The 25,222-nt window shown below is 35.1% G+C and carries 28 protein-coding genes; 1 reads left to right on the top strand and 27 read right to left on the bottom strand.

The annotated features are described in order from the left end of the window. Positions 1-86: 86 nt before the first annotated feature. The 14 genes from JHE06_RS05530 to JHE06_RS05465 all read right to left on the bottom strand — a co-directional run bounded on the left by JHE06_RS05530 (position 87) and on the right by JHE06_RS05465 (position 11,388). The gene (locus tag JHE06_RS05530; RefSeq protein ID WP_058918459.1) at positions 87-422 is read right to left on the bottom strand and encodes a DUF2187 domain-containing protein; all 336 of its coding nucleotides are present in this window, start codon (positions 420-422) and stop codon (positions 87-89) included. Between the two features lie 405 nt (positions 423-827). Further along, positions 828-1,436 (bottom strand): alpha/beta hydrolase, encoded by a 609-nt coding sequence (locus JHE06_RS05525; RefSeq protein ID WP_058918458.1) that lies wholly within the window; start codon positions 1,434-1,436, stop codon positions 828-830. 59 nt (positions 1,437-1,495) lie between these two features. Next, positions 1,496-1,933, bottom strand: a complete 438-nt coding sequence (locus JHE06_RS05520; RefSeq protein WP_058918457.1) for a MarR family winged helix-turn-helix transcriptional regulator — start codon at positions 1,931-1,933, stop codon at positions 1,496-1,498. Between the two features lie 990 nt (positions 1,934-2,923). Then, on the bottom strand, positions 2,924-3,487 hold the full coding sequence (locus JHE06_RS05515; RefSeq protein ID WP_058918456.1) for an NADPH-dependent FMN reductase: 564 nt from the start codon (positions 3,485-3,487) through the stop codon (positions 2,924-2,926). 224 nt (positions 3,488-3,711) lie between these two features. After that, entirely contained in the window at positions 3,712-4,278 is a 567-nt protein-coding gene (locus JHE06_RS05510) for a CDP-alcohol phosphatidyltransferase family protein (RefSeq protein WP_201089791.1), read from the bottom strand. A gap of 182 nt (positions 4,279-4,460) precedes the next feature. Beyond that, a complete protein-coding gene (locus tag JHE06_RS05505) occupies positions 4,461-5,195 on the bottom strand; it encodes a hypothetical protein (RefSeq protein WP_058918455.1) in 735 nt (244 codons plus the stop codon). 55 nt (positions 5,196-5,250) lie between these two features. Continuing rightward, positions 5,251-6,351: a lipoprotein gene (locus JHE06_RS05500; RefSeq protein ID WP_201089789.1), complete on the bottom strand. Its 1,101-nt coding sequence runs from the start codon at positions 6,349-6,351 to the stop codon at positions 5,251-5,253. A gap of 964 nt (positions 6,352-7,315) precedes the next feature. Next, positions 7,316-7,846, bottom strand: a complete 531-nt coding sequence (locus tag JHE06_RS05495) for a hypothetical protein (protein ID WP_201089787.1) — start codon at positions 7,844-7,846, stop codon at positions 7,316-7,318. Positions 7,847-7,854: 8 nt separating this feature from the next. After that, positions 7,855-8,772 (bottom strand): DUF6731 family protein, encoded by a 918-nt coding sequence (locus JHE06_RS05490; protein ID WP_201089785.1) that lies wholly within the window; start codon positions 8,770-8,772, stop codon positions 7,855-7,857. Between the two features lie 195 nt (positions 8,773-8,967). Continuing rightward, entirely contained in the window at positions 8,968-9,969 is a 1,002-nt protein-coding gene (locus tag JHE06_RS05485) for a LysM peptidoglycan-binding domain-containing protein (protein WP_201089783.1), read from the bottom strand. 2 nt (positions 9,970-9,971) lie between these two features. Then, positions 9,972-10,241 (bottom strand): hypothetical protein, encoded by a 270-nt coding sequence (locus JHE06_RS05480; protein WP_201089781.1) that lies wholly within the window; start codon positions 10,239-10,241, stop codon positions 9,972-9,974. Beyond that, a complete protein-coding gene (locus JHE06_RS05475) occupies positions 10,241-10,651 on the bottom strand; it encodes a hypothetical protein (protein WP_201089779.1) in 411 nt (136 codons plus the stop codon). The genes JHE06_RS05480 and JHE06_RS05475 overlap by 1 nt, the downstream gene beginning before the upstream one ends. Further along, the gene (locus JHE06_RS05470) at positions 10,648-11,052 is read right to left on the bottom strand and encodes a hypothetical protein (RefSeq protein WP_201089777.1); all 405 of its coding nucleotides are present in this window, start codon (positions 11,050-11,052) and stop codon (positions 10,648-10,650) included. Before JHE06_RS05470 ends, JHE06_RS05475 begins: the two co-directional genes overlap by 4 nt. Positions 11,053-11,154: 102 nt before the next feature. Next, a complete protein-coding gene (locus JHE06_RS05465) occupies positions 11,155-11,388 on the bottom strand; it encodes a hypothetical protein (RefSeq protein WP_201089775.1) in 234 nt (77 codons plus the stop codon). Between the two features lie 76 nt (positions 11,389-11,464). Here JHE06_RS05465 and JHE06_RS05460 point away from each other — a divergent pair, with 76 nt between their 5' ends. Beyond that, positions 11,465-12,145, top strand: a complete 681-nt coding sequence (locus JHE06_RS05460; protein ID WP_201089773.1) for a hypothetical protein — start codon at positions 11,465-11,467, stop codon at positions 12,143-12,145. A gap of 320 nt (positions 12,146-12,465) precedes the next feature. On the opposite strand, the gene JHE06_RS05455 is transcribed toward JHE06_RS05460, so the two are convergent. The 13 genes from JHE06_RS05455 to JHE06_RS05395 all read right to left on the bottom strand — a co-directional run bounded on the left by JHE06_RS05455 (position 12,466) and on the right by JHE06_RS05395 (position 25,214). Beyond that, entirely contained in the window at positions 12,466-14,541 is a 2,076-nt protein-coding gene (locus tag JHE06_RS05455) for an SGNH/GDSL hydrolase family protein (protein WP_201089771.1), read from the bottom strand. A 13-nt stretch (positions 14,542-14,554) separates the two neighbouring features. Continuing rightward, complete coding sequence (locus tag JHE06_RS05450; protein WP_201089769.1) at positions 14,555-16,279, bottom strand: phage tail protein; 1,725 nt, start codon at positions 16,277-16,279, stop codon at positions 14,555-14,557. Next, positions 16,279-16,995 carry a hypothetical protein gene (locus JHE06_RS05445; RefSeq protein WP_201089767.1) on the bottom strand — a complete coding sequence of 239 codons (717 nt, stop codon included), beginning with the start codon at positions 16,993-16,995 and terminating at the stop codon, positions 16,279-16,281. The genes JHE06_RS05450 and JHE06_RS05445 overlap by 1 nt, the downstream gene beginning before the upstream one ends. Then, positions 16,992-21,209: a phage tail tape measure protein gene (locus JHE06_RS05440; RefSeq protein WP_201089765.1), complete on the bottom strand. Its 4,218-nt coding sequence runs from the start codon at positions 21,207-21,209 to the stop codon at positions 16,992-16,994. The genes JHE06_RS05445 and JHE06_RS05440 overlap by 4 nt, the downstream gene beginning before the upstream one ends. 17 nt (positions 21,210-21,226) lie before the next feature. Beyond that, entirely contained in the window at positions 21,227-21,391 is a 165-nt protein-coding gene (locus tag JHE06_RS05435; RefSeq protein ID WP_201089763.1) for a hypothetical protein, read from the bottom strand. Positions 21,392-21,414: 23 nt separating this feature from the next. Continuing rightward, positions 21,415-21,732 carry a phage tail assembly chaperone G gene (gene gpG, locus JHE06_RS05430; protein WP_201089761.1) on the bottom strand — a complete coding sequence of 106 codons (318 nt, stop codon included), beginning with the start codon at positions 21,730-21,732 and terminating at the stop codon, positions 21,415-21,417. A gap of 110 nt (positions 21,733-21,842) precedes the next feature. Beyond that, the gene (locus JHE06_RS05425; protein ID WP_201089759.1) at positions 21,843-22,406 is read right to left on the bottom strand and encodes a major tail protein; all 564 of its coding nucleotides are present in this window, start codon (positions 22,404-22,406) and stop codon (positions 21,843-21,845) included. A gap of 21 nt (positions 22,407-22,427) precedes the next feature. After that, positions 22,428-22,850: a hypothetical protein gene (locus tag JHE06_RS05420; protein WP_201089757.1), complete on the bottom strand. Its 423-nt coding sequence runs from the start codon at positions 22,848-22,850 to the stop codon at positions 22,428-22,430. Then, entirely contained in the window at positions 22,850-23,218 is a 369-nt protein-coding gene (locus JHE06_RS05415) for an HK97-gp10 family putative phage morphogenesis protein (RefSeq protein ID WP_201089756.1), read from the bottom strand. The genes JHE06_RS05420 and JHE06_RS05415 overlap by 1 nt, the downstream gene beginning before the upstream one ends. Then, positions 23,215-23,565 (bottom strand): phage head closure protein, encoded by a 351-nt coding sequence (locus tag JHE06_RS05410; RefSeq protein ID WP_201089754.1) that lies wholly within the window; start codon positions 23,563-23,565, stop codon positions 23,215-23,217. The genes JHE06_RS05415 and JHE06_RS05410 overlap by 4 nt, the downstream gene beginning before the upstream one ends. Further along, a complete protein-coding gene (locus tag JHE06_RS05405; protein WP_201089752.1) occupies positions 23,555-23,866 on the bottom strand; it encodes a head-tail connector protein in 312 nt (103 codons plus the stop codon). The genes JHE06_RS05410 and JHE06_RS05405 overlap by 11 nt, the downstream gene beginning before the upstream one ends. A gap of 2 nt (positions 23,867-23,868) precedes the next feature. Then, positions 23,869-23,991, bottom strand: a complete 123-nt coding sequence (locus JHE06_RS05400; RefSeq protein WP_082664154.1) for a HeH/LEM domain-containing protein — start codon at positions 23,989-23,991, stop codon at positions 23,869-23,871. A 17-nt stretch (positions 23,992-24,008) separates the two neighbouring features. Next, entirely contained in the window at positions 24,009-25,214 is a 1,206-nt protein-coding gene (locus tag JHE06_RS05395) for a phage major capsid protein (RefSeq protein ID WP_201089750.1), read from the bottom strand. Positions 25,215-25,222 lie beyond the last annotated feature (8 nt).

The raw sequence follows: 25,222 nt of genomic DNA, 5'->3' as shown, positions 1-25,222 counted from the left end.
TCTTTTTTGCGGAGTTTTGAAAAACAAAAAAACATTCACCCGCTTTTAATGGGTGAATGTTTTTTGCATCGGTTTAAATTCTCGATTTACTTATGAACAAATTCAACAATATCTTTAAAGTTTACAATTGTCTTCGTCTCCATAATATCTTTCATCTTTTCAGAAGATTTTTCCCAGTAAATTTCGACAACAGCACTATTGTTTAATAACTTAACAATAGTTCCAGCCATCTTTTCATCTCTAAAAGAAAAAATGATTTGATCGCCTAAATCTGGTCTGAAAGAAGCTTTGATTTCGTCGATGATTTCGTTTGCTTCATCATACGGCACGCCTAAAAGAGTCGCAATTCTTGATTTGCTGGCTCCTTTTCGAAGCTCAACCTCAACTAACGATTGAATTTCTTTGGTTATTTTGTTTCCCACGTAAATTCCCTCATTTCTTTGGTTCTTAAAGAACGTAACCCGAATATTTTATCTCTCGTTATACTATTATAACACATTTCTCATCAAAATGAAATGTGTATAAATCACCGCTTTTTAAACGACCTTAACTTGATGCCCTGAAAACAGTATTTATAAGTTCTATCATTTTTGATGATGGCAGGTGAAATGACTTTATTCTACAATCTTGGAAACCTGGAGACTCACAAGGCTCAAAGAGATCCCATGGTTTTCTACAAGTAACCACGTAAGTTTCGAAGGAAATTTAAAACCCAAAGAATCATCAACACGATTTGATAACGAGTCCATTCATAAAGACACTCTGCGGCTAGAACAAAAAAATAAAGCCGAGATATAAACCTCAGCTCTTACTTTCAAATGCTATTATTAATAAAATTGTCGACGATACCAATTAGCAGCTGCGGTTACTTCAAGTTGAGTTAGAGAATGGCCTTGATTGCCCCATTCAATAGTCACTTCAGCTCCTGCTGCTTCGAGCGTATTTTTTAATTCTTTGCTTTCCTCAGCCGGACATATAGGGTCGTTGATGCCAGCCCCAATAAAAATAGGCGTGTTCGTTAAATCAGGTAATTCAATATTCCTTAATGGAACCATTGGATGATGCAAGATTGCTCCATTTAATACATTTGGGTAATGGTACAATAAACTAGCAGCAATATTTGCACCATTTGAGTAACCTAAAGCAATTACATTAGTAGAATCAAAACCATATTGTTCAGCTGATTTTTTGATAAAATGATACAAGTTTTCTGTTTCTGTTTTCAAACTTTCTTCATCAAAGACGCCTTCGGCTAATCGCTTAAAAAACCGAGGCATACCATTTTCCAAAATATTGCCTCGTACACTTAAAATAGCAGCATCTTTATCGATCACATGTGCTAATGGCAATAAATCTTTTTCATCTCCACCTGTGCCGTGCAATAAAAGTAATGTGGAGCTTGAAGGATTTATTCCTTTTTTAAATAAATGAATCATTTTTTTCCTCCTCGCTTCTGCATATCAAGATGAAATTAATACCATCCTGGTTAGAACGTTTACTTTATTTCCACCGCATGTAACCCTAATTTTTTCAAGATAACGATAGCTGTTTCAATTTCTTCTTCTGATAACTCTTCAAAAACCTGTCCAATCAATTCTTTATGTTTTGGAAAAGCGTTATCCATGAATGCTTTGCCGCTTTCTGTGATATTAGCGTGAATGACTCTTCGATCCGTTGGGGACGGTTTTCTTTCTACATACCCTTTCTTTTCTAATTTGTCTACAACATATGTGATGCTGCTGCTAGCTAATAATATCTTTTTACCCAGGTGTTGAATTTGTTGCTCCCCTTTATGATACAAGAGCTCAAGTACAGCAAATTCAGTTGGATTTACCCCATACTTTATCATATCTTTTTTGATCACTTCTTGTACACTTTGAGAAGAGCGCAGTAAGACCGTCAATGCTTTTAAAGATCTATCTTGTCTATCCATTAAAGAACTTCCTTTCACAAATGCATTTTATCTCGAACGTGTTTATCTCTTTATCGAGATAAATATACCATTTAACTTATTTCATGTCAATCCATTCGCTTACTTTATGTATGTCTGCTTATTAAAAAGAGCTATAAATCCAAAAAAAGAAGAGCCCAAATTTTTAGGCTCTCCCTGCTTCATTTTGTAACGTAGTTCCTTAGTCGTTTATCTCCAACTCTTTTTCAGTTGGTTCATTCCATTCTAGTAAGCTATCTATCGCTTTTCTGCTTTAGATGCTGCGTGTTTAAACTTCTTTTATTGACTTTTTCCTAGAAAGGAACCGCGCCACATTATGAAGTTGTATCGATCGATGATTCTTTCTAGATGAATAGCTTAATGTAAAAACTTAGTGCTACTCCTTTAGAATCATCTGCTGGTTAATAGTGAAAAACTATTAACCTGAGAACAACTGACGCTCGTTCTCTGACGTAAAGATGAGGTTTATTTCTACTCTATCTCTACACTGTAAGTATAGTATGTATCCGCTTTAATCGCAAGAAAAGAGACTTAAATGGTATGATTTTATGTAAAAAAAGAGAGCTCATCAATGCTGAGCCCTCTTTCTTTCATTTTGTAGCCAGTTCCTATTTTTTTACTTGGTTTCTAGCAGTAGTCTCACTAGAATAAAACTTGGTTCTTTTCGGCACATGAACTTTAGTTTCTTTCATGTGGGTTTTAGTTACTTCTTCTTGACTTGTTCATTTTTCAGGAACTTAGCCACGCTATGAAGTTTTCCTTCGATCACTCTATTTTATTACTCTTTAAGCTTACTTTTTTCTTAAAATAGAATTCTCAAAGGTTCAGTCAACAACAATTTTCATTGTTGACCTTAGAGTCAGTTTAATCAACTCTAGAAAAGAAGACATTGTACCTTGTCCTTCTCTTCACTATTATAATACCAAGTAATTCTTTATAGTACAATTTTTTTGCTTCTTTGTTATGAAAAAATTATTTTTCTCGAACTGTTTTTAATGCGTTGGACCAAGCTATTACTTGATCTAACATAACTCCAACTGTTTCTGCATGCAAATCAGCTGGTTTGAAAACAGACATATTTTCAAAATCAGTAAACAATGACATTGCTGGATGCGTACGTACATCTGCTACTTGCAATTCAGCAAGAACAATACGTAATGTCTCAGCAGCACGAACCCCGCCTGATGAACCATAGCTGACGATCCCAGCTGCTTTGTTATTCCATTCTGGGTAAAGATAGTCAATGGCGTTTTTTAAGGCAGAAGTCATTCCGTGATTATACTCAGGTGTAATAAATACATAACCATCCATTTCAGCGATTTTTGCTGACCATGGTTTAGCTTCAGGCGTTTGATAGTCTTGGCTATAAGCCGCAGAAATAGGTTCTGCATACATTGGCAAATGATAATCTGCAATATCAATTACTTCATATGCCGCATCCCCGCGTTTGTCAGCAAGCTCTTTTACCCATTGAGCCACTTGTAAACTATTGCGCCCTGGACGTGTGCTTCCGGTGATAATACCAATTTTTGTCATATCATTATTCCTCCTTGGTTTTTTCTGATTTTAATCAGCATTCTGTTAACTTTTTCAAAATCTGATCGCTAACATAAAGTAAGTGTATCGTAAATCCTTACACTAATCAACTAAATTGATTGGTTAACAGAGTAAAAACAAAAATTGTTATTATTACTTAACAGTACTTTAAGTAATAAGCAGCGAATACAGTCTGATAGACTGTTCCTTGTAGAACAACGGATTTACTTTTTTACCGATCGAAGCATTTCTGTAAAAACTTTTGCGTACAGAATAAAAGATAAAAATAAAAAAAATCCTGTTACACTCATTAAAAGTGTTGCTGTCCCATCAGAGATCATCGGAAATGCGACTAAACCGGTCATACACCCATAAAAAACAGCAGTAGAAATTTTTCCAAACCACTTTGCTCCATCTAGTTTCTTTCCTTTTTTGAAAAGGACTACATTGCATATCCCCATGGTTAATTCTTTCACTACAAACAATAAAACAAGCAACCACATGTAATCATAACGAAATATCAGACAAAATATAATCGCTGCTTGTGTAATTTTATCAGCTATTGGATCTAACAACTTTCCAATCTCCGTAATTTGGTTGTATTTTCGAGCGATCCATCCATCTAATAAATCAGTCAAACCAGAAAAAACAACAATTAAAGCAGCATATTGAAAATGCTTTGTTTCAGTTGCATTCAAGTAAATAAAAATAAATACCGGAACCAATAATATACGAATATACGATAATATGTTGGGTATCGTAAACCAATCTCTTCTATTATATGATGACAAATCAAAACGACCTCCTAGTAAATAATAGTAGTCTTTATTTAATATATTCGTAATAGCCTATTAATCCTCCTAATATGCTTTCGGATAAAATTGTGTAGAACCCATAAAAAATGAATCACTCCCTTTCTTAAGAGTGATTCACTTGGCGTACACTTTTTGCCTAGATTTTAAGAAATAGTTTTTTAACGTTCTTCATAATCGAATGAGTCAATGGAGTAGACCATTTCATTAAAATCTTGAAGATTGTAGAACGTATCTTCGGCTTCTACCGGGATATCTAGATAAATAGGCATAGCGGTATTTGGCTCTAAAATTCCAAATTTATCTTCTGAAAGAGAAAAAGGTGCTTTATCTAAGATGACATCTCCTGATGTATTGCTGAAACTGACTGTCAACTCAATATTAGTCATAGCTATTTTAGTCAGGTTAACAAGTATAAAAATAGCTTGTGTTTTTCCTGCTTCACCTAGATACATACCTGTAAAATGAATAGCTACATCATTGGGAATGCCAACTGAATCGGCTCCTTGTATTCTCGCTTCGATTTCTTGTAGAACTGGATCGCTTTCAAGAGTAAAGCCATTTTCAATATCTGATTTTTGAGGAACTAAGGTAATATCGTTTTCTATTGGTGCAGTTTCACTAGAATCATTTTTTGGATTTTGAATATTTCCGCCTGCCCCTGCGCCTTCACCTTTCGTTGTATCTGTAGTAGATGAATCCGAACTGGTCATAGATTCATTAATTGAAGAGTCTGAACTGACTGAGGATTGACTGACTTCTGAAGAAGATTGGCTCTCAATTGTTGATTCGCTCGTAACAGCAGAGGACGATTCTGTTGAATCGCTTCCACCACCCATTAAATCGCATCCTGCCATAAGAAAAGCTATTCCTAATACCACCATTAGTTTTTTCATTTTTCTTTCTCCTCCATTCAATTAAATCTAAAAATCACTATCCTTTTTTGTTTTCTTATTTAACGATTTGGTAATTAAATTTATCTACACTTGTCTGAACGTTTTCTTCGGTGATGGAGAAAAACAAGGTTTCTTTATCAGCTGGAACACTTAAAGTCATAGGTATAACTGCATTAGGTTCCAGTACGCCAAATAGTTCTTTAGTCATTGTATATGGCTCTTGATCCCAAACCATTTCGTTGTTTTCGGTTCCATAACTGAAATTAAAACTGATATCTTCCATTGTCACCATTGTTTTATTGATAACTAGGAAATAAGCTAGCACTCCGTTATCGGTTTTATCATACAGTTGAGAATATAGAACAGTTACATCATTTTCAAAACCCATTTCAGGATGTTCGATCACTAATTGATTGAACTCAGCCATTAATGGATTATTGTCAATGGTCTGTCCTTTATCGCTATTTTGTTTTGGCAGTTTTAAAAACAGCTGATCTTGATCTATAGTCTCTGAAGAGTCGCTGCTTGAATCAGCTATATCATAATTAAATGCATTTATTTCTTCAATGACTTGTTTCGCATCTAATGCTGCAAAAGCTGCTTCGCTTTCTGATGGAATAGATAAGTACATCGGCATTACAGTATTTGGCTCCAATACTCCAAAATTTTCTTCCGTTAATCTAAAGGCTTTCTTATCAAAGATGAGTTTCCTATCAATACCGCCAAATGTATAAGTAAACTCCATGTTTTTCATTGGTATGTCTGTTCGGTTAACTATTAAAAACACACCAGACAAATTAGGAGTTTTACCAAAAGTTTGTCCAGAATAAATAATGGTCACATCATCATCAAATCCCATATCTTGGTCTTCTTCCACCATTTGCTGTAAAGTGGACAACACTTCATCATTTTCAATGGTTAGGCCTTTATTGATTTCATCTGTTTGAGGCACAAACGAAAGTACTTCTTTCGCTGACTTCTCTTCATCACTATTCATTTCGCTAGTAGATGCAGCAGCTGTTTGTGAAACTGAATCATCACTAGCTTTGATTATTGAACTTGATTCTTGACTAGAAGATTCATCTTTTGTATTTCCTATTAAATCACATCCTGCTAATAAAGCTGCAATACCAATGAACACCAACATTTTATTCATTTTCTCTCTACCTCCTTATTCACACATTCTCCAGTTGTGTTTTATTTCCGGTAGGATTTATAATAATTTGTTCTCTAACTAGCTGTTTAGGTGTAAAAAATATTTTCTTGGTTTGTTAAGCCCTCTTGTGGTTTCACACACCTGCCTTTTTGTGTCCAATGAACCCAACAAATATAGTTTAACTTCTGCAACCATTTAATTATTTTCTCATTATTCACATTTTGTTCACCTATTAAATTTGATTTAATTGTACCGTATTTTAATTTTTATACCAAATGTTATCCCCTGAAAAATAAGCTTAGATGATATCTTTTAAACAAATAAATCTTTTTTAAGCTCATTCGATTTCTTTGAAAAATTGTTGAATCTCCCAGTTTCTACTTGATTTTTTTTTATTTTATCTATCTGTCCCACTTTTCTCATTTTATTATCACTTTCATTGCGCTAACTTTTTTATCTAAAAAATACTCATAAAATTCTATAGACTAGAATTTCATGAGTACTAAGCGTTATTTACAATAAAACTCACAACGAACAATTTACATACATCTCCCCCTGAATCAGAGCTCTAAAAAGATAAGCAGGATGGGAGCAGAGTTATTAAAATGCAGAATAATGCTTGTTACGGAAGATAAGAGGTTGAAACCTATCTTAACAATCCTTCACCTGTATAGGTTTATCGCTATATTTTAATTGCAATGTGAGCAGGATGTGAGCAGAGTTTTTCTTTAAGTTTTTTAGCATAATAGGGCAAAAAACAGAACTTCATTAAATGGAGTTCTGTTTTTATATGGATAAACTTGTTAGCTATATAACTAATCAATAGATATCTGAAGACAAATAACTTTGATTTTTAAATTTTTTAAATATAATATTAAAAATTCTCCACATATAAAATTTATACTATTAAAAATGATAGATGCAAATCAATCACTCAATTAAATAACTAAAAAATAATCAAATGCTATTTAAGTCTAGGAACAACTTTATTTGTTTCATTATCATTATTTTCATCTACATAACCGTCTAAGAAGAATATATAAAATATGATAATAGTCATTAATACACTAGAAAAAACAAAAAACAAACTCATGAAAAGCAATAATACATTAATATTAATCATCATATTGAATGAGTCTGGATTTTGCAACAAAATCCTAAAGAACATAGAGACAATGATTGTAAAAATTCCAGAACAAAAAGGTATGGCCATACACCAAATAAATTGCTTTAATGCTTTTTTATTTTTTAGAATTCTAGTTATTATTGGAGAGCTTTTTGATATAGAAGTTAGTATACTTATAACAGCTCCCAAAAAACCTGTTAATATAGAAGAAAAATTTAATATATCACCAACAAAATCATAGTAATATAACAGATTTTCATTTATTCCTATTTTATTTAAGTAATTCGCTAAAATAACCGAAATTATAAATGTAATAATATAAAATAATAGAAAACGGTATTTTCTTATGATACTTCTTCTATAACTCATTTACCTCACTATCCATTTCTTTGTATCTTTACTTTTCCTTTTTCTTTATATAATTTTTCCATTTCAGAGTAAATTGAATGCTTATTTAGTTTTTTGTTTTCTTTAAAGTTAAAATTATAACTATCAAATAATTTATTTTCAATTAAATTCACTTCGTCTATTAAACCATCCACGTTTCTCCCTTTGACATACAATTTAGTAACGCCATCTTTCTTGCTATAGGAAAGGATTTCATTCGTAATTGTATCAGGAATGAACTCTCTTGTACTTGTTTTTTTATTCTTGGATATAATTCGTACCTCTACATCTAGAATATCCGCATCTGCCGAAGTTACTTCTCCTTTGATTGCATCTATTAAATCTCCAACTGGTCCATTTCCTGTCTCAACAAGTTGTATGTTTCCCTTAAATAAAACGTCTTTCATTCCAATTAATCTTTTAGCCCTTTTATATGGATCTTTTTCTGTAATTAGCATTAACGTCATTGTAATTCCTTGCTCTTGTTCTTGTAAGAGACTATTCAAAAATAGTTCAATTGCTTTATACCCTAATGAATCACGATTGTTTTGTATCATCATTACAGAATTAACTGAATCATATAATACCGTAACTTCTTCTCCTAAAAATTCATCTGAAGATAAATCTAGCTCTTCTGAATCCCCTACTAATTTCGTTTTGACTGGGAAATTATAGTCTCTTAGTCTTTCAAAAGTTAGCTGACAATAGCTATCATTGTCATAAGGTAAACTAACATATGCTAATTTGGCTTTTTCTCCCTTGTATTCATAAACAAACCTATCTTCACTGCCGTCATATTTTGATTTGATATCATTTAATAAAGGTAGTAGCTCAAGAAATTTAACTTCTTTATTCTTATAAGCTAGTATATGAAAATAATAAAATTTCACTCTTTTATTTTTAGCCATTAAATTACCTCCGAATATTTATATAAGCTACTTAAGTAAACCAAAAAAAGGTTAAGAATACAATGCACTCTTAACCAATTAGCTTATATAATCTTTAGAGGACTATAGATATATTATACATAAAGAACATACGTTTGTACATGGATTTGTTTAAAAATAACCCTACCTCTTAATTGAGATAGGGTTTTACTTTGATTAGTATTTAATTTTTTGACCTACATAAATTTTATTAGCATCTTTAATGCCGTTCTTGTCTTGTAGCTTCTTAGTAGTTGATCCAACTTTCAGAGCAATGGCACTCAATGTATCCCCGGACTTGACTATATATGTTCCGCCTGCAGGAGCAGATGCACCCGTCAATTTAATAACTTGGCCAATGTTGATTAAGTTTGCATTCTTAATACCATTCAAGTTTTGTAATGCTGCTACAGTTGTTCCGTTTTTAGAAGCAATGCCGCTTAATGTGTCTCCTGATTTAACAGTGTACGTTTTATTAGTTGAAGCTGCTGGCTTTGCAGCTGGTGCTTTAAGTGTTAATTTTTGTCCTACTTGAATGAGATTTTTATTTTTAATACCATTCCATTTAGCCAAATTATCCACGCTCACACCACTTCTAGTTGAAATAGCTGATAATGTATCACCAGACTTAACAGTGTAGCTAGTGTCGGTGATTTTATTACTTGATGGCTTAGTTGCTGTTGGTGTTTCTTTTACTGGGGCTGATACCGTGCCTCCTAAAACTTGTTTATCAAATTGAACTAAGTTGTTAGCTTCAATGATAGAAATAATTTTAGATTGATATTGGGGATCCGTAGCATATCCAGCTTCGTGAATAGCTTTGATTTGTTTTTTATAGTCTGTTAAACCTAATGCATTTTTGTATCGGCTGTTTACATTTAAAAACACACCATAGTCTTTAATAGAAGTTGCCCAATCTGGATATGATCTAAAATTAGCAGTGATATTGTAGGTGACTCCACCATATACTTCCCACGTGGCCATGTTCGCTGCGTTTCCCCCATACGAACCTTTAATACCAAATAAGTTATTATACTTAGTGGCTAAACTTGACTGACCCCACGCGCTTTCTAATGCTGCTTGTGCAATGGCCACCGAAGGCAAAACTTTGTAGACGGACCACAATTGAGTAGCCCCTCCTTTTACTTTATTAATGAAGTTTTCTGTTAATGCGCTCATGTTTAATTTCCTCCTTTTGATTGCTTATAAGAATTAAATGCTCCAACACTTGCCCAACCGGTTAAGAAACCTATCAGCAACGATTCAGCTAGTGGTAAAGCAAATACCAATGCGATTACACCGAATAGCACCACGCCTGTAATGAGCGCAAATACGATCACCCAAATACCAGATAGTTTGCTGTTTTGCTTCACGACTTCGGTAATTCCGGAAACGACCACGCTGCCTCCAATTGCCGATAAAATTAACGTCATTAAAATTTCTTCCATCATTAAATATCCCCTTTCGATGTGGCAATAATGTCATCTTTTGTAATAATTACTGCTTCAAGCTCTTCAATCTTTTCGTCCTTAATTTCAATCATAATTTTGTACCCTTCGATGATTTCATCTGCGCGTTCAATTTCTCTATCTTTTCTTTCTATTTCTTTATCCTTTTCATCGACCTTTTTTTCTAGTTCAGAAATTTTTTCTTCTGTAGTGACTAGACGTTTGTAAAGTCGCTCAATTTCTTTATCTTGTCTATCTAAAGATTGCTGAACATAAAACTTTTCTTTATCTGTATCTCCTTCTAGCTTTTTGACTTTTTCATCTTTATTAGCATTCTTAAAAACACCAAAATAAGTGAATATTCCAGCAATTGCTGTTGGCCCTAATATCGTTAGTAACGTTTCTAACTTCACATTTTATTCCTCCCAGCGAATACCACATTTAAACTATTCATGGCAATCGATAGGGTAAATAACCAACCAGCATTAACAGTGCCTTGGATAAATTGTATTCCGAATACAAGCACCAACATCAGCCATACCGATAATAGTAAAAATAATGTTCCTATTCTAAGCAGTCTCATGTTAAAAGTTGTACCGCCCAACATGCCAATCCCCAAAAATATGAATATGATCCCTAAACCTGCTCCACCTAAAAAGCTTAGTGCACGATTCATAAACTCATAAGCATCGTTTTGCGTTAAAAGAGACGGATTAAAATAGAGCAATAATCCATAACCAATTGACGTTATTGAAAAGATATAGGAACTCCATCGTTCTGTAATGAAAGACCAAATTCGCGATAACTTCTTCATTTCACCTCCACCTTTCTTGTAAATAAAAAGAGCAACCCGTAGGCTACTCTCTCAATATAAAAAGGCTGCCCGGATGGACAACCTTTTCTGACTATTTTTGTATTAAAATAACTCTGATAACTCATCATTTATTGAAGGTAAGTCTTTGTCTATTTTCTTTAACAAATCATTTAGTTTATCCTCTACATTTTTAGCGTTGGTGTATAAAGACCCATGCATTTTAGCATCAGTAAACTCCGTTATTTCCCCATTTTTCATGTGTTTTAATATATCTTTTATATCACCTATTTCTCTTTGGTATACATAAAAAATACTTTTCTCTTCTTTTTCACTCATCTCAACACCACCTGTCATATTTTTCTGTCATATATCAATTCCTCTGATATACTTTATAACGAGAGGAGGTGAAAATATGCAAAACGATTTGCCTGAACACAACTTAATGATAGACACTTATTTGCAAGAGATCTATATTCTTTCTTCAGAAATAATAAGGATCTTTGATGAAATTGAATCAATCGTTAATCGTACTAACTTGGGTACAAAAGGTGTTAAATATGTTAAAGACAACCCTGATAAATACTTTTTTATCCAACCAGAAGTATTTACTAGAATTGCAACCATTCAAGTTCATAGTGCTAATATAAAAAAAATATTGTTTGCAGCGCCACGCAAAAAAGACGAAGCAAAATATAAATATGACTATCGTATAAACAGAGTAATTGAACTTCAAAAATACTTTGATATGAATCGTATTCACGAAATTAAAAATGCCAGAACAAGAAACAGCTTAGAACACTACGACGAGCGATTGGACAATATTTCTTTGAGATTATGGAATGGATCCATTGACAAAAAGTATCACATTATTGCAACCAATATCATTACGTCTAAAGAAGAAGCTTTATTCGGTAACCCATACTACTTAAATTGTTATGTCCTTGATTCTAAGATATATAAAAACGCAGAAGAAGAGTCTAACATAGGTAATTTGGCTACTGAAGCAAAATACTTATTCAATGTGATAAGCAATGAATTAAATATAACTAAACAAACAGGTTCGATTGTTCCGATATCTGATAATTTAGCTTAATAAAAAAAAGCCACCTCCTCCCGCTGAGGAGGTGTACAGTGAGCAATGTATGTCTCACCAACTTCACTTTATTATACCATGTTATAACACTTTTTTAAAAAGGAATAGCCGATTTGCGCTATTCCTTTTTCGTTTTCAGTTAACGCACAGTTTGGTTCAAAGGCCAATTTTCGTAAACAGACTTGCCAACACTTGGTAGATATGCAAAAGTCACTTCTCCTTTTGAGTAAAAGTTCATAACTCTAGTCGGGCTACCTTTTATATTCGGGGTAACGCTAACAGATAATTTGTTATCTATAATTTCCAAATCAACAATAAAATCATATGGATGGTTTTACAATACCGTCAACTGGATAATGCAATTCTAGTTTTCTAACATAATTTCTGAATATAACGTCATATCCAGCATCATTTGGATGCAATCCATCCGCAAACAACTCAGAGATTGGAGTGTCTGTGTATTCACAATAACGCATAATACTATCGTAGTTACTGATATATCCCACATTATATTCGTTTGCTATTTGACGGATAGCAGCATCTAATTGATATGTTGTAAAATAGGTAGGCTTTTCATCTGGAACAGGTGGAGGACTAACCAAAATGACTTTTTTATTTAAATTAATAATGTATTCAACAACTTCTCGGAGCGTACTTTTAAAACCAATAAGCTGTATTCGCGACCTATCATTAGTTCCGATTTGAATGACTATCAAGTCGTCATCTTCTTCAACAAGAGTGGGCAATTGGTTTTTAACCGTCGTCACATTTATACCGCTTTGTGCATAGTTTTTAATCACTGTTTTGTGCAGGGGGTTATTTCCTTCAAAATAGAATCTATTGTTAGTCGACAAATTATTTCTTCTGTTTGTGGCTTTCAAAATAACTTTGTGTTCTCCGTATGTGGTGCTAAATCCAATCGTTACCCCTGGTTTTGTACTCGCTCCGTAAGAATCGACTTCAACAACTAGTTCGTCGTCTAAATATACCTCAACTATACCGCTAGAAGGTGTTTCTGTATATTGGATTTTAAAAGCATCTGATTTAAAACTAAATTCAACTAAATTTTCTATTGTTGTGTTGTTGAAACAACGATTAGCTATAGATGGTGTAGTGTATGCCGTTGATAGTATAGTTGTATATTTGCTATCCCATCTGTAAAAGTTATAGTACGTTTGCCAATTTTGCATCAAATCACGATAACTATTTGCCCAGCAATGACCATTCGGATTAGTTTTAACATTTGTTCCAGGAATCAATTCTCCGTTTGTCGCAAACCCAGTCCCGCCCGCACCATGAGCGATGCTATCGCCAATAAATTTTTCGGTATGCGAACAAAAAGGATTGTCTTCAAAAAAAGCGGCGATTATCTGATTAGGTTGCAACTTATAAGTTTCGTTTATTTTTTTTGATAGCGGAGATGATAATAAATCTTCAGTTATGGTTGAATCCTTCACCAAATCTTTAGCTGCAATTTTCAACTTGCTGTAGTGAGATTCAAAACTCAAGGGAATATCCCCTACTACGAACATCTGCTCTCCTAAGTCTTTATTCGCGGTTGAAAATTCTATATATTTTGCATTAGGTGGAGCTTGAACAGAGTCCATTATACTGTAAGCTGTCCCATTTATATAATCATTAGCCCCATCTCTAAAAACAGCATGAACGTGCTTCCTAGTGCTATATGTTTGAGAACCATCAATTCTAATTTTTGATACCGAGAAATCTGGGTTTTTAATTCTCGTACCATTAGTTCGATCAATATAATAACCGGTAACCACTTTATCGTAATCGAAAAGATTAATCGGTCTGTTTTTATGGATGACCGGTACATATTCGGAATGCCTTAAAAAGTCAATTGATTTTTCTGCATATTTTTCAGAAGTTACCGTTCCATCTTTAATTTCTATCCCTTGATAATCACCGAAATATTTCCAAACAGAACCATTCCATACATAAATACGAGCGGGATCTGTTTCTCTAATTAAAGCGACACCGGATGAACCGTTTGGATATGTCGATTTCAATTCACTCAACGAATCCATAAAAATAGATGGTCCACCATCTAATAAAGTAGCTACCCACGAATCGAATTCGGTTTGTGTCATTGTTTGTTGAAGCTGCGCGGTAGTTTCTTGCTCGTTTTTTGTCAGTCTGGCATTTAAACTAGCTTCACCCTTGCGTGCTGCGATTATTTCTGGTGCTGAAATAACGTCTTTTCCTGTTGTCCCTTCGATAACATCTTTGAATTGGTCTTCAATATCCGCTTGCCGGTTGCCTGTTTTAGAAATACCTTCAGCGATATCATCACGCATCTTTTTGATGTACGGTTCATTCACTATGCTACTTTTAATTTGTGCGATTCTAGCTTTATATTGTTCTGTTGTTTCTGCCAAATGTATCACTCCTTTATTCTGTTGTGTTCATATCATCAACAATTAATTTCAACGCTAAAAAATCAGCCATAAACTGATCTAAATCAATGGACTGATTTGCTATGATTCTATCCAATTTTTGTTTATCTTCTTTTACCAATAAACCATCTTTTGTTCCTGTTGCTAATTGAATACCTTCCAATTTCACTTTATCAAAACTCGACATTAAACCTGATTCAGTGATGGTGGCTAAACCATAATTAGGTATATTACCTATAGACAAATTTAGTTCATCCACCACAGTATTTAAGTTATTAATGGCAACTTGGAGCCCTGGTATATCTGCATCACCAATTTTAGTATTAATACTTTTAATTGCTGTATTAATTGTTTTCACTTCATTGCTGACAGATAAAACAGTTGAGTTTACTTTGGAAATACGCAAATTTTGATTCGTTACTGTCTTCCTAACTTCTTCAACTGCTTTACTAGTTTTATTCATATTTGATTGGTATTTACTAGCTTTTATAAATTTATCCCCAATAGTTAAACTAGCATTTTGAGGATTGCTTAAACTGGTTCGCTTCTCTATAACCCTAACTAAATTGTTTTCTGCAATACCAGGGTTGTTATACGGGTAATAATTGTATACTTCAAAGCTATCAATATCCTGATTGATTAGCGATAAATCTAATGCAGTAATTTGATTACTGTCAGTTACTTGATTATACGAATTAACGTATGCTTGCCCTTTGTTTATCAAGTTCGTTTTATTCGTTACATCTTCAAACTTAACAGATTCAACAACTGTTCCAAACTGAGAAAAAGCAACTGGATCATCAATATAATCTTTCCCATTATTCACTTCACCAATAGTTAGATAGGGCTTAGAGTTCTCATTCCCTAATAATATGGCATCTTCTCGATAGAGGATATAACTTCCTACAGTTGCTCCTGAAGGAAGTTCTGATTTAGGAATATCTCTCATATTTTCTCCGAATTCAACAACTGCTTTTTGTCCATCGTCTGTGTTTTCAAAACGATCAATTATACCGATTTCAAAATCGGCACCATAGATAAAAAAGCGAGTGGCCACGTTGTCAGTTCCCAAATCTCTTTCAGCATCTTTTAAGTTTTTTCCAACTCTAATTTCTGTTTGAGTAGTTTCTCCAAATGCTGTTTTCCAATCTAGGTACCACTTACCATCCGTTAAACGCGCTTTTAATTCTCCGCCCAATCGATTGACTAGCTTTTCATATATTGCATCATAAGTGTTTGAATCTTCGTCTAGGAATCGATATACGTTGTCTGTCGAGTTCGTTACAGTAACTTCTCCTAAATAAAACTTCTTCCAACCATCTGTTTGACGGTTGTGTTCATCAATCATCACTTGCAAAAATTGTTTTGGGGTAAGATCATGATACTCGCCATATATTTGTTTAGTCTGTTTGAGCAAACCAATTCCTTGATAAGCTGTTACATTTCTTTTGTATACTCCATCAGATGTCATAGTTGCTGAATACCTCTTAATGAATCCATCAAAAACAACTTTGTTTTTTTTAGTGTTAACTATTTGAATTAACGTTTTAAAAGGATACAAAAGATTGTATCCCGGATTATCCATATTTAAAGAAAAACTATAAGTGTCTATACCTTCAGTACCTTCTACAAGCGTGTCATCAAATACCTTTAAACTACTGGTTATGTCATTATGAATAACCTCTGAATCATCTCCATTAATTAAATTGACTCGAAACATTAGATCAACTCCTTATGGAATTCAAAGTCAATCTTTCCATTTCCAGTAACTGTTAAACCATTCATGCCTGTACTTAATGAAAAATCTAACGAAGTAGAAGATCCTGCCGGGAAATTATACTGGGTATTTCCTTTGTTGATTGTCATCGGGCTAGAACAGTTAACTTTTGGATAAACTCTTTCTGAACCATTATTCATTAATTCAATTTTTTTTGTTCCAGAAACAGTAAATTCTACTTCTTGATAGTAATCAAGGATCGAATAATCATCCCAAAAAGGGCTACCTTCTTTTGCCTCTTTTATCCGAAATGGATAGGCATTAAATACCACTGTCAATTCACCATAGCTAAAAAGGGGACTAAAATCTGTACCTGTCCTTACTTCCGCTAAAAAATAATAGCCGTCGAATAGTTCATCAATAAGTTTAAATTGTGGTTTGGACATAATAAAATTAGTAAACTCTGTATCCAAAAATTCGGCTGCTATTCTATTTGGCTGTGTACCAATCAAGTTTAAGGTGTATTGCAATGAGCGCTCTTCATAAGAAGGACCACCATATATTTCACTAAAATCTAGAGTCTTACTTGAATAAGGAATATATTCTAAAATTTTCTTTTTGTTTGGCTTAAGATATTTTCTATCTTTTACTCTTATTCCCCATTTCTCAAAGATATCAGTTTCATCTATGATTAGTCCTAATCTAAATCCATCACTCATATATTTACACCTTCTCCTGTATCATAAATTAGTTGTCCGTTTTGTTTGTCTAAAATTGGTAGTAAAATACTTGCCATGTTCCGACCGTCAAGATTAATATTCAATGGTCTTCCTTCACTATTTAATAAGTTTGTTAATAAGCTAGAAATTGCATTTTGACTTGCAATTAGTTGTGAAACCACTGTTTGAGAGGACGATTCTCGCGCCGTTTCAGAATTATTTGCGGTAGATTGTCTGTTACCGTTGTTTCTAGTAACGTTGCTCATCATGCTTAATGTGTTCATTATTTTTGTGTCAGCAATATCAGTGCCATTTGCAAATTTAGGTATTGCAGCTTTGAACTTTTCTATTGTCGGCCAAACTTTAGTTCCTCTTGGCAAATTAAATAGGGTATCTACATTAGGTGAAATACCAAATTCACCTTGCGGAGTTAAATAAGGCTCATGATTTCCACCGTCACCTAATGTAGCAAGCCCACCAATATGGAAATTCGTTCCTTTAGCTAATCTAGGTCCACCTAAAGCTCCCTTTTGAATGGTTTGGTAGCTGGTAATATTTTCCTTAATGGTTTTAATCGTAACTGTTTTACCAACCACTCCGTCTATCGACCTTTGAGCAGAACTAGCAACTGTTGCTGCGTTTGTCTCGACTCGGATATCTTTGGGTACCCACTCTTTACCGTTCCAACTACTAGCAGCTTGAACGCCTTCTAATGCTTTCTGTGTGGAATTACTTGTCACAACCATTTCTTTTTGCTTTGGGCTTAAAGAATCCCATTGACCTGTTGCGATTAATGCTTGTTTTGCAGCAGCGCCAGCTGTGGTAGTCATGATCATCTCTTGTTCAGATGGACTCAAATTATTCCAAACACCTGTATCCATTAATGCTTGTTTAAGCGTTTCGGGGGTATTGGTATTTAAAATAGCCATCTGATCTTTGTATTCCATATTTTCCCAATCATAATTTGACTGCAAGAAATAAGTTGCGGTTTCCCCAGCGTTTGTTTCAACGTCTGCGAATTGAGTGGGGAAGTCCATTTCCCACCATTTACCATTAGCCATTAATGCTTCCATAATTTTTTCTTTAGCGTTAGTATCTAATTCAGCGTTTTGCATGATAAATTCAAGATTGTTCCAACCTTCTTCAGACTGGCTGGCTTCAGTAATAACTTCATCAAGGTTTGTTTTAACTTCACCGGTTTTTTCATCAAGTATCATACCGTTCCAAGCTTCATTCGCTTCACGAACTTCTTCAGAAGCACCTTTTGATGATTCAATCATGCTTTGATTCGATTGGTCTATTTTCTGGTTAGCTAATTCGATTCTAGCTTGAATTTCATCATAATTAAGTCCCATATCAGCAAGCATTTTCTTCTGAACTTCCACAGGAACATTACCTTGTTCTTCCCAAACTTTAATATATTCAGCGCCTATTTCTTTCAAGTCTTCTAACTCAGAAATACGTAAAGCAGACATCGCATCATTGTACTCCTGTCCACTAATTTTCCCGCTTGTTCGTTGCTCTTCTAATAGTGCAGCTTGTTCAGCATAACCAGCTTGAATAGCTGTTTTTTCTTCATGTAACATTTCTATACGTTGCCTTAACTGTTCAGCAGAAAATTCTTTCAGATCATTAGCCATAACGGCCTGCACACTTCGTTGTTCTTCAGCACTCAGTTGAAGTGTTTCACTTCTGATTTCAGCTAATCGAGAATGATAGTTTTCTATGACGGTTAATTCAGCATCGGTTACTTCTCTATTTTCAGCTAATGCATTTTCATATATTCCTGTAATCGCTGATTGTATTTTATCCACTTCAGCGATCATTTTGGTCTGTTCAGCCATTCCCTCTGTCATTGACTCTCCGACAATTTTTCTTACTGATTCAGGTAGACCAGCCAATCCTTCTTCTGTTTCAGAGATCGTTTCTTGAATGTCTTCTTTAATGCTGTTAGACATGCCCTCATAAGCACCAACAGCTCTAGTGGTTCCTTCTTCTATGTTAAAAGCCATCAAGTCAGTTGCCAGGCTAGCTTCATCAGACATTGTCTGGAATTCATTCAAGGCTTTGTCTGCACTTTCACCAACGTCGGTGCCCCACTTACGTGTTCGCTCCCCTGCTTTCCATGCATCTTCTCCCCAAACTTTCCATACAACCGCTCCTGCAGCAACTACACCGCCTACCACTAGCAGAGTTGGGGCAATAGCACCAATCGAAGCAATTAAGCCAGCAGAGCTTCCGGAAGCACCTACCATTCCAGCACTCAAAGCTTCTGTTCCACCTAATAGTTTCAATGTTCCATCCGCCGCAATTTCAAAGGCTGCAGAACTAGCTTTAGCCGTTCCACTTACTACTCCAAAATGTTTAGCAAGCCCTCCCATCATAGACAGTCCGCCACTACCAATGCTGATAAACTTGCCTAAAATACTACTTGCTGGACCTATTGCAGCAGTGAAGGCGAACGCTTTGACGATAGTTCCTTGCATTTCAGGACTAGCTTCACTAAAGGATTGAGCTAAGTTTCCTAGAGTTTGAATTAAGGGTTCAGCAGCTTCTAAGCCATTACGCAAAGCATCAACAAATGGACCACCGAATTCAATCGCCGTGTCAACAACTTGATTACGTAAAATTTTGAGTTTTGATTCCGTTGTTTCATAACGTTTACTAGCTTCTTCTGTTAAAGCCGTATTTTCTCCAAAAGCTTTATTAGAGGTTTCGATTGCAGTTCCGAATAGTTCACTCGCATTCCCCGCACGTAAGAGAGCATCCCTTAACCGAACTTCTGAAATACCCATATTGTCTAGCATTTCAATAGCGCTTGTTCCTTTATCTTCAGCATGTCCTAAACCCTGAACGAATGCGGCAATTGCACCTACAGCATCGTCTTTAAATGCTGCAGCAAATTGATCTCCACTCATTCCAGCAACATAGCCAAAATCTTCAAGTGCAGCCTCAGCATCACCAGCTATTTTATACATGTCTTTCAAGCCTTTGCTTCCAAGACCCATCTTATTTGATAGATCCGTTAACTCTTTCCCGCCATTCATATAAGCCTGGTTAACTGCTTCCCAAGAAACACCGCTTCTCTCAGCCGCCCCTTTTAAATCATCAAATGCACCAACACCTTTTACCGTTGCCAATTGCATTTCAACCATGATTTTACTAAAAGCACTACCACCAGCTTCTGCTTCTATACCAACTGAACTCAAAGCAGTAGAAAGACCTAGAATATCAGCTTCACTCATACCGATTTGTGAGCCTGCACCTGCTAACCTAAGTGACATGGCTACGATTTCGCCTTCAGTTGTAGCAAAGTTATTTCCTAAATCAACAATTGCACTTCCTAATTTATCGAAATCGTTTTGGCTCATTTTGGTAATATTGGCGAACCTAGCTAAAGCAGTTGCTGCTTCAGTAGCCGACATGTTTGTCGATTCGCCTAAATCAATCATTGTTTTAGAGAATGACAATACATTTTCTGTCTGAATACCTAATTGACCTGCTGCTTCAGTAACGTTTGCGATTTCTACAGCACTAGACGGCAACTCTTTTGCCATATTACGAATACCTTTTTCTAGATCGGCATAAGACATCGTTACATTACCGTTTGAATCCACAGCTTCATCGACTGTTTTCTTAACGCCTGCAAAGGCAGATTCAAAGTCAATTGCAGCCTTAACACTAGCGGTGACTCCTGCAACAATAGGCGCCGTAACACCGATGGTCCATTTGTTCCCAAAACTAGTTAGTCCATCACCGATTTTCTTTCCTTTGTCTCCGATGGCTTGTAAACTGGTTCCAACTTTAGTCCAATTCGATTCTTGAATAGCAATCGTTTTTCCTAAGTCATTATATTTACCAGTAAGAGTTTCTAATTTACTGGCGGTGCCATTCATTGCTGCCTCAGCACTTAATAAGTCTGTCTTTTGTCCTGCGGTGGCTTTGCTCACATCGCCAATGCCTTTTTTAAGTTCATCGTACTTAGCTTTTTGTTGGGTCAACAACGCACTATAAGCTTGTGCACTTTGTCCGGTTTGGGTGTAAGTCGCTTTCATGCTATTAAGTGATTTCCCATTGTTTTTAAAAGCTGTTTCTTGTGCCTTTAAAGCTTTATCCAGCGATCGTATTTGTGTTCCTAATACCCTGGTACTTTGTTGAAACGGGTCAATATTTAATGTGGCCGTTGCTGCTATATGGCCTAAATTACCACTCATTATTTACCTCCTTTCTTTTAGAACAGGAATGGGAACGCTTGGTCTAACGTTACTAATTCCTCTTCTTTGGTTGCTTCAACATTTGAAACTTCTATTAGGAAGTCGATATCAGCTAATGTCATTCCGTATATTTCGGGAAGCTTATAGCCACTTTTAATCAGACTATTAATGAGTTCTTTCATTTTTTGATAGCCTTCCTCAATGGTTAGGCTTGGTCCTTTTTTTCGTCGTCGCTTTTTCCTCCAAGGCATTCGATATAAATATCTTCAGCTACTGCTTTATTTTTTATAGCACAACCGTCAATAAACTCTTCTGCCGTAAAGGATCGATTGAAGACATACGAGATAAAGTCAGCAAAGTTTTTTTGATTTTCTTCAATATCCTCCAAGGTTTGATCTTCTTTATTTAAGTATTTGTTTTGCTTAAAACTAAACTGCATCGCAGCAATGTTTTCTCTCACGAACAGCTCTTTCTTTTCAAACTTCTTAACTTTTCCATCAATCGTCAATTCAATTGCTACCATCTTTTTTCCTCCTATAATTCAAATAAAAAAGGCTAGTCAAATGACTAACCTTTCACGTTTATTCTGTTATTTCTTCTTCTGGTTCTTCCTCTTCTTCAAAAAGAGGAGGTTCAGGGCAACTCCGGAGTACTTGGGAATACCATTTGCTTGAAGTCTTCAAAAACAAAATCTTCATTGTCTTCACGACCAATATATAAAATATCGCCTTCTTCTTCATCTCCACGAGCAACAAATTGACCAGTAGTCGCATCAGTAGTTGGTGCAGGGGTTCCTTCTTTTGTCGCTCCATCGAATCCTGGAATATTGAACTTACCTTTTAAAAGACCAAACCAAACGGCTTTTCCATCTTCCATTTTTGTTTTAAACATAATCGCAATGTCGTTAGGAGTTAGGTTTTTGTTATATTTTTCCACTCCGTTTTCAATCGTGATCCCAAAGAAATCAACACGAGCTGTAGAAGCTAAATCTAAAACAGCTAGTTCTAATTGAGTATCTGTAATACCTCCTGATAGAACTGCATACGGACCATCATCAGCCATAACCGTTACTAATTCATTTGTGATATTGATCTTCGCTGTTTTTACCCCCGGCAACTTGTTCGTTACTTTTACTGTGTTATCTGAATCAACTTTCCCATATTCTACTGCGCTTAAACCAAATTTTACTTTTCCCATTTTTTCTACCTCTTTCTAATTTTAGTTTTCTAAGTCAAAATCAAAGACCCTATATTTCCTCACGTTCATTTTGAGGTTAATATCAGGGTCTTTATATCGCTTTGAATAATATTGAATGTGTCCATTTCTTTTTAAAATTTTATCGACAAGTTTTTTTATTTGTAGCGATTGACTAGCCGATGTGCACCACCAGTCAATCTGTATCGTTTGTTCCTCAGCAAGGTTTTCATCGTCTGAATAAATTGCTGGATTTTCATCGATCGGATTTATTCGCATAAAAGGAGCGGATTCTACTTTTTTGAAATTATCAGGAATGTCATCAAGGAATATGCCTTGTATATACTGACCTGTTTTATCAAATTTATCGCCTCTCAATGCATCAAAAAGAGAATTGAGTTCACTATCATTCGCCAATAAACGATAAGCTCTTGTTTCGGCCAACATTATAGCTTCAACCCCTTCATGATTTGTTCTCTGTATATTTCTTGCACTTGCGGTGTAGATTGATTAATGGTCTGTTCAACAAAGTTCTGAGCGCTTTGGTAAATTGTTCCCGTGTCTGGATAGTGAACTCGATTCCCGACGGCATGGTTATATCCGATATCTTTTTCAATTAAACCTTGATTAGCGCCTTTAAAACCAGAAACTTCTACACTTGCAGCCATCTCTCCCGTTTCTCCAATTGGAGTATTTGCTGTTAAATTCTTAGCAAACAACTGTGCACCTTCATCTACTGCTTTACGAGCTGCTCTTTTGTTATTGAGCTGCAGCTTCGTAAGGTTAGCAAGAACATCATCTGCTCCTGTTGTCATTCGATCATCACCGCGCTTATCATGCTGAAATCTTTTCTCATAAAGTCTGTTTCAACATTTAATATTTCATAGTCATTCCCTCTAAATTCAATCATCATAGTTGAATCAACTACTCGTTTTTGTTGGTAACGGATATTGAATATAATAGTATCTTTCCGTTTTTTGATTCCTTCACCGGCCATGTCTTGAGTGGTCCGTTCTCTAAACTCTTTAACAGTAGCCTTGCTAGCTTCTGCCCAACAAGAAAACAATTCTTCTTTTTGTCCAGGGATAACTTCGCCATCTTCGTTTTCACCGTTTTTAATGACAAAAAAAGTAATACGTTCATTCATATTTCTAGTGATCATTTACCTCAACCTTTCTGTAGCGCAATTGGTGGATGATGTTTAAAACACCATTAGCCAATGGATAGCGTTCAGAATCAGCAGATAAACCGCGGTGCTCATATTCTTCTTTCACTTGTTTTTTTACAGCCAATGAAAAACGAGCATCATCTAAAAAAGATTGAGGAGTAGAACCTTGCTCAATCGCATCGCAAATTTGAAATTCTACTCCCTCAACCATTTCAATTAACAAATAATCTTCAAAGTCGTGATCTACTTTGCAATAAAGTTTCAAGTTTTGGAGTTCATTCGGTGTTAAATTCATGCCTATCCCTCCAGTAATGCAATTAATGCTGCTTTATTATCGCCTGATTTATACTCAATGCCTCTTTCATCAAGCAACGCTTTTAAATCAACAACAGTCAGGCTGTTATAGTCTACTGCCGCCACTCTTGACTGTGGCGGTATTACTCCCCCACTGGTTCTGGTGCTGTGTAAGTTAAGAAGAAGCCAGCTTTCTTATCAGCTACTTTTACATCAAAACGAGTCACAGCTTGCAAGTATTGACCATAGATTTCATTGTCTGCCCAACGTAGACCTAAATTTTTACGATCTGCGAACAAGATAGCGCGTTTCATATCTCCTACCCATGCCTTGCTGTCTCCAGCCGCTCCAAATTCTTCATCTTTAATAACAAAAATAGGGTGACCAGAAAAAACTTTTCCAGTGGGGCTGATGATAGAATCTTGCAACAAGTAACGACCATTACCATCTTTTACCGTATCTAAGAATTGGTAGAACGATTGAGAGACCACGTAAGAAATCACATATGCAGGATCTAGTTCTACGTTTTGGATCGCTTTTAAATCATCTAAATCCGTGATATTTTTAGCAGTAAATGTTTTCATAACTGTTGCAACAGCTGAGTTTGTTGTGTTTAATTTGATTTCATTGACGTTTTCATTTACTAAACTAATTAAATCAACATCTGCATCATCAATTGATTCCTGAGACAACGGAATGGCACCACGATAAGTTAAAACTGTCCAATCTACGTTATCAAATTCAGGTTTTGCTAGTTTGGGATTCTTTTCTAACTCAGCTACACTAATCATTTTTGTAGTCGCTGATTTCAAAACAGGATATGATCCTTTGCCTTTTTTTGCAGGAATTAAGCGAGTGAAACGTTTCAAATCAACTACTGTATTCACTTCGTGGCTGGGGATGTATGAAGTATCATCAGAAGTAACAAGTTTAGTATCTTGTTTAACGATCCCATCTGTTGTTGGAGTAATTTCATTCTTAATAACAGAATATGGAACAATAGCTTCATCTTTTCCTTCCATTTTCAAACCATTAACATCGTAACCTTTTGTTCTGATAAAATTATTAATCGCATTTCGATATTCATCAGTTGGATCACCAACAACCTTTTTAGTTCCATCTGATTTATTCGATACACCATCGGGTTCTAGTGCAGCTTCATAAGTTGCTAAAGTCGCTTTCTCTGTTTCTAACTTCGCTTTGTTTTCTTCACGTAGATCCTTAATATTTTTAGCGCCTTCTAAATCTTCAGCGTTTAACTTAGCTGTGATTTCACCTTTTTGAGTATTAATTGTTGCTGATAATTCCTTGATATTAGCTTTTAAAGCCTCTACTTTTTCGTTAAACATATATTTTC

This window comes from Carnobacterium sp. CS13 (assembly GCF_016653495.1).
GTDB classification, from domain to species: domain Bacteria; phylum Bacillota; class Bacilli; order Lactobacillales; family Carnobacteriaceae; genus Carnobacterium_A; species Carnobacterium_A antarcticum.
The sequence above is the reverse complement of the archived record's forward strand: the minus strand, read 5'-3'. Positions and strand labels throughout refer to the sequence as shown.

Excerpts from the sequence above, each read along its gene's own strand:
- JHE06_RS05525 (WP_058918458.1), bottom strand. The coding sequence starts at position 1,436 with ATGATTCATTTATTTAAAAAAGGAATAAATCCTTCAAGCTCCACATTA.
- JHE06_RS05520 (WP_058918457.1), bottom strand. The coding sequence starts at position 1,933 with ATGGATAGACAAGATAGATCTTTAAAAGCATTGACGGTCTTACTGCGC.
- JHE06_RS05515 (WP_058918456.1), bottom strand. The coding sequence starts at position 3,487 with ATGACAAAAATTGGTATTATCACCGGAAGCACACGTCCAGGGCGCAAT.
- JHE06_RS05505 (WP_058918455.1), bottom strand. The coding sequence starts at position 5,195 with ATGAAAAAACTAATGGTGGTATTAGGAATAGCTTTTCTTATGGCAGGA.
- JHE06_RS05500 (WP_201089789.1), bottom strand. The coding sequence starts at position 6,351 with ATGAATAAAATGTTGGTGTTCATTGGTATTGCAGCTTTATTAGCAGGA.
- JHE06_RS05495 (WP_201089787.1), bottom strand. The coding sequence starts at position 7,846 with ATGAGTTATAGAAGAAGTATCATAAGAAAATACCGTTTTCTATTATTT.
- JHE06_RS05490 (WP_201089785.1), bottom strand. The coding sequence starts at position 8,772 with ATGGCTAAAAATAAAAGAGTGAAATTTTATTATTTTCATATACTAGCT.
- JHE06_RS05485 (WP_201089783.1), bottom strand. The coding sequence starts at position 9,969 with ATGAGCGCATTAACAGAAAACTTCATTAATAAAGTAAAAGGAGGGGCT.
- JHE06_RS05480 (WP_201089781.1), bottom strand. The coding sequence starts at position 10,241 with ATGATGGAAGAAATTTTAATGACGTTAATTTTATCGGCAATTGGAGGC.
- JHE06_RS05470 (WP_201089777.1), bottom strand. The coding sequence starts at position 11,052 with ATGAAGAAGTTATCGCGAATTTGGTCTTTCATTACAGAACGATGGAGT.
- JHE06_RS05465 (WP_201089775.1), bottom strand. The coding sequence starts at position 11,388 with ATGAGTGAAAAAGAAGAGAAAAGTATTTTTTATGTATACCAAAGAGAA.
- JHE06_RS05460 (WP_201089773.1), top strand. The coding sequence starts at position 11,465 with ATGCAAAACGATTTGCCTGAACACAACTTAATGATAGACACTTATTTG.
- JHE06_RS05450 (WP_201089769.1), bottom strand. The coding sequence starts at position 16,279 with ATGTTTCGAGTCAATTTAATTAATGGAGATGATTCAGAGGTTATTCAT.
- JHE06_RS05445 (WP_201089767.1), bottom strand. The coding sequence starts at position 16,995 with ATGAGTGATGGATTTAGATTAGGACTAATCATAGATGAAACTGATATC.
- JHE06_RS05440 (WP_201089765.1), bottom strand. The coding sequence starts at position 21,209 with ATGAGTGGTAATTTAGGCCATATAGCAGCAACGGCCACATTAAATATT.
- JHE06_RS05435 (WP_201089763.1), bottom strand. The coding sequence starts at position 21,391 with ATGAAAGAACTCATTAATAGTCTGATTAAAAGTGGCTATAAGCTTCCC.
- gpG (WP_201089761.1), bottom strand. The coding sequence starts at position 21,732 with ATGGTAGCAATTGAATTGACGATTGATGGAAAAGTTAAGAAGTTTGAA.
- JHE06_RS05425 (WP_201089759.1), bottom strand. The coding sequence starts at position 22,406 with ATGGGAAAAGTAAAATTTGGTTTAAGCGCAGTAGAATATGGGAAAGTT.
- JHE06_RS05420 (WP_201089757.1), bottom strand. The coding sequence starts at position 22,850 with ATGTTGGCCGAAACAAGAGCTTATCGTTTATTGGCGAATGATAGTGAA.
- JHE06_RS05415 (WP_201089756.1), bottom strand. The coding sequence starts at position 23,218 with ATGACAACAGGAGCAGATGATGTTCTTGCTAACCTTACGAAGCTGCAG.
- JHE06_RS05410 (WP_201089754.1), bottom strand. The coding sequence starts at position 23,565 with ATGATCACTAGAAATATGAATGAACGTATTACTTTTTTTGTCATTAAA.
- JHE06_RS05405 (WP_201089752.1), bottom strand. The coding sequence starts at position 23,866 with ATGAATTTAACACCGAATGAACTCCAAAACTTGAAACTTTATTGCAAA.
- JHE06_RS05395 (WP_201089750.1), bottom strand. The coding sequence starts at position 25,214 with ATGTTTAACGAAAAAGTAGAGGCTTTAAAAGCTAATATCAAGGAATTA.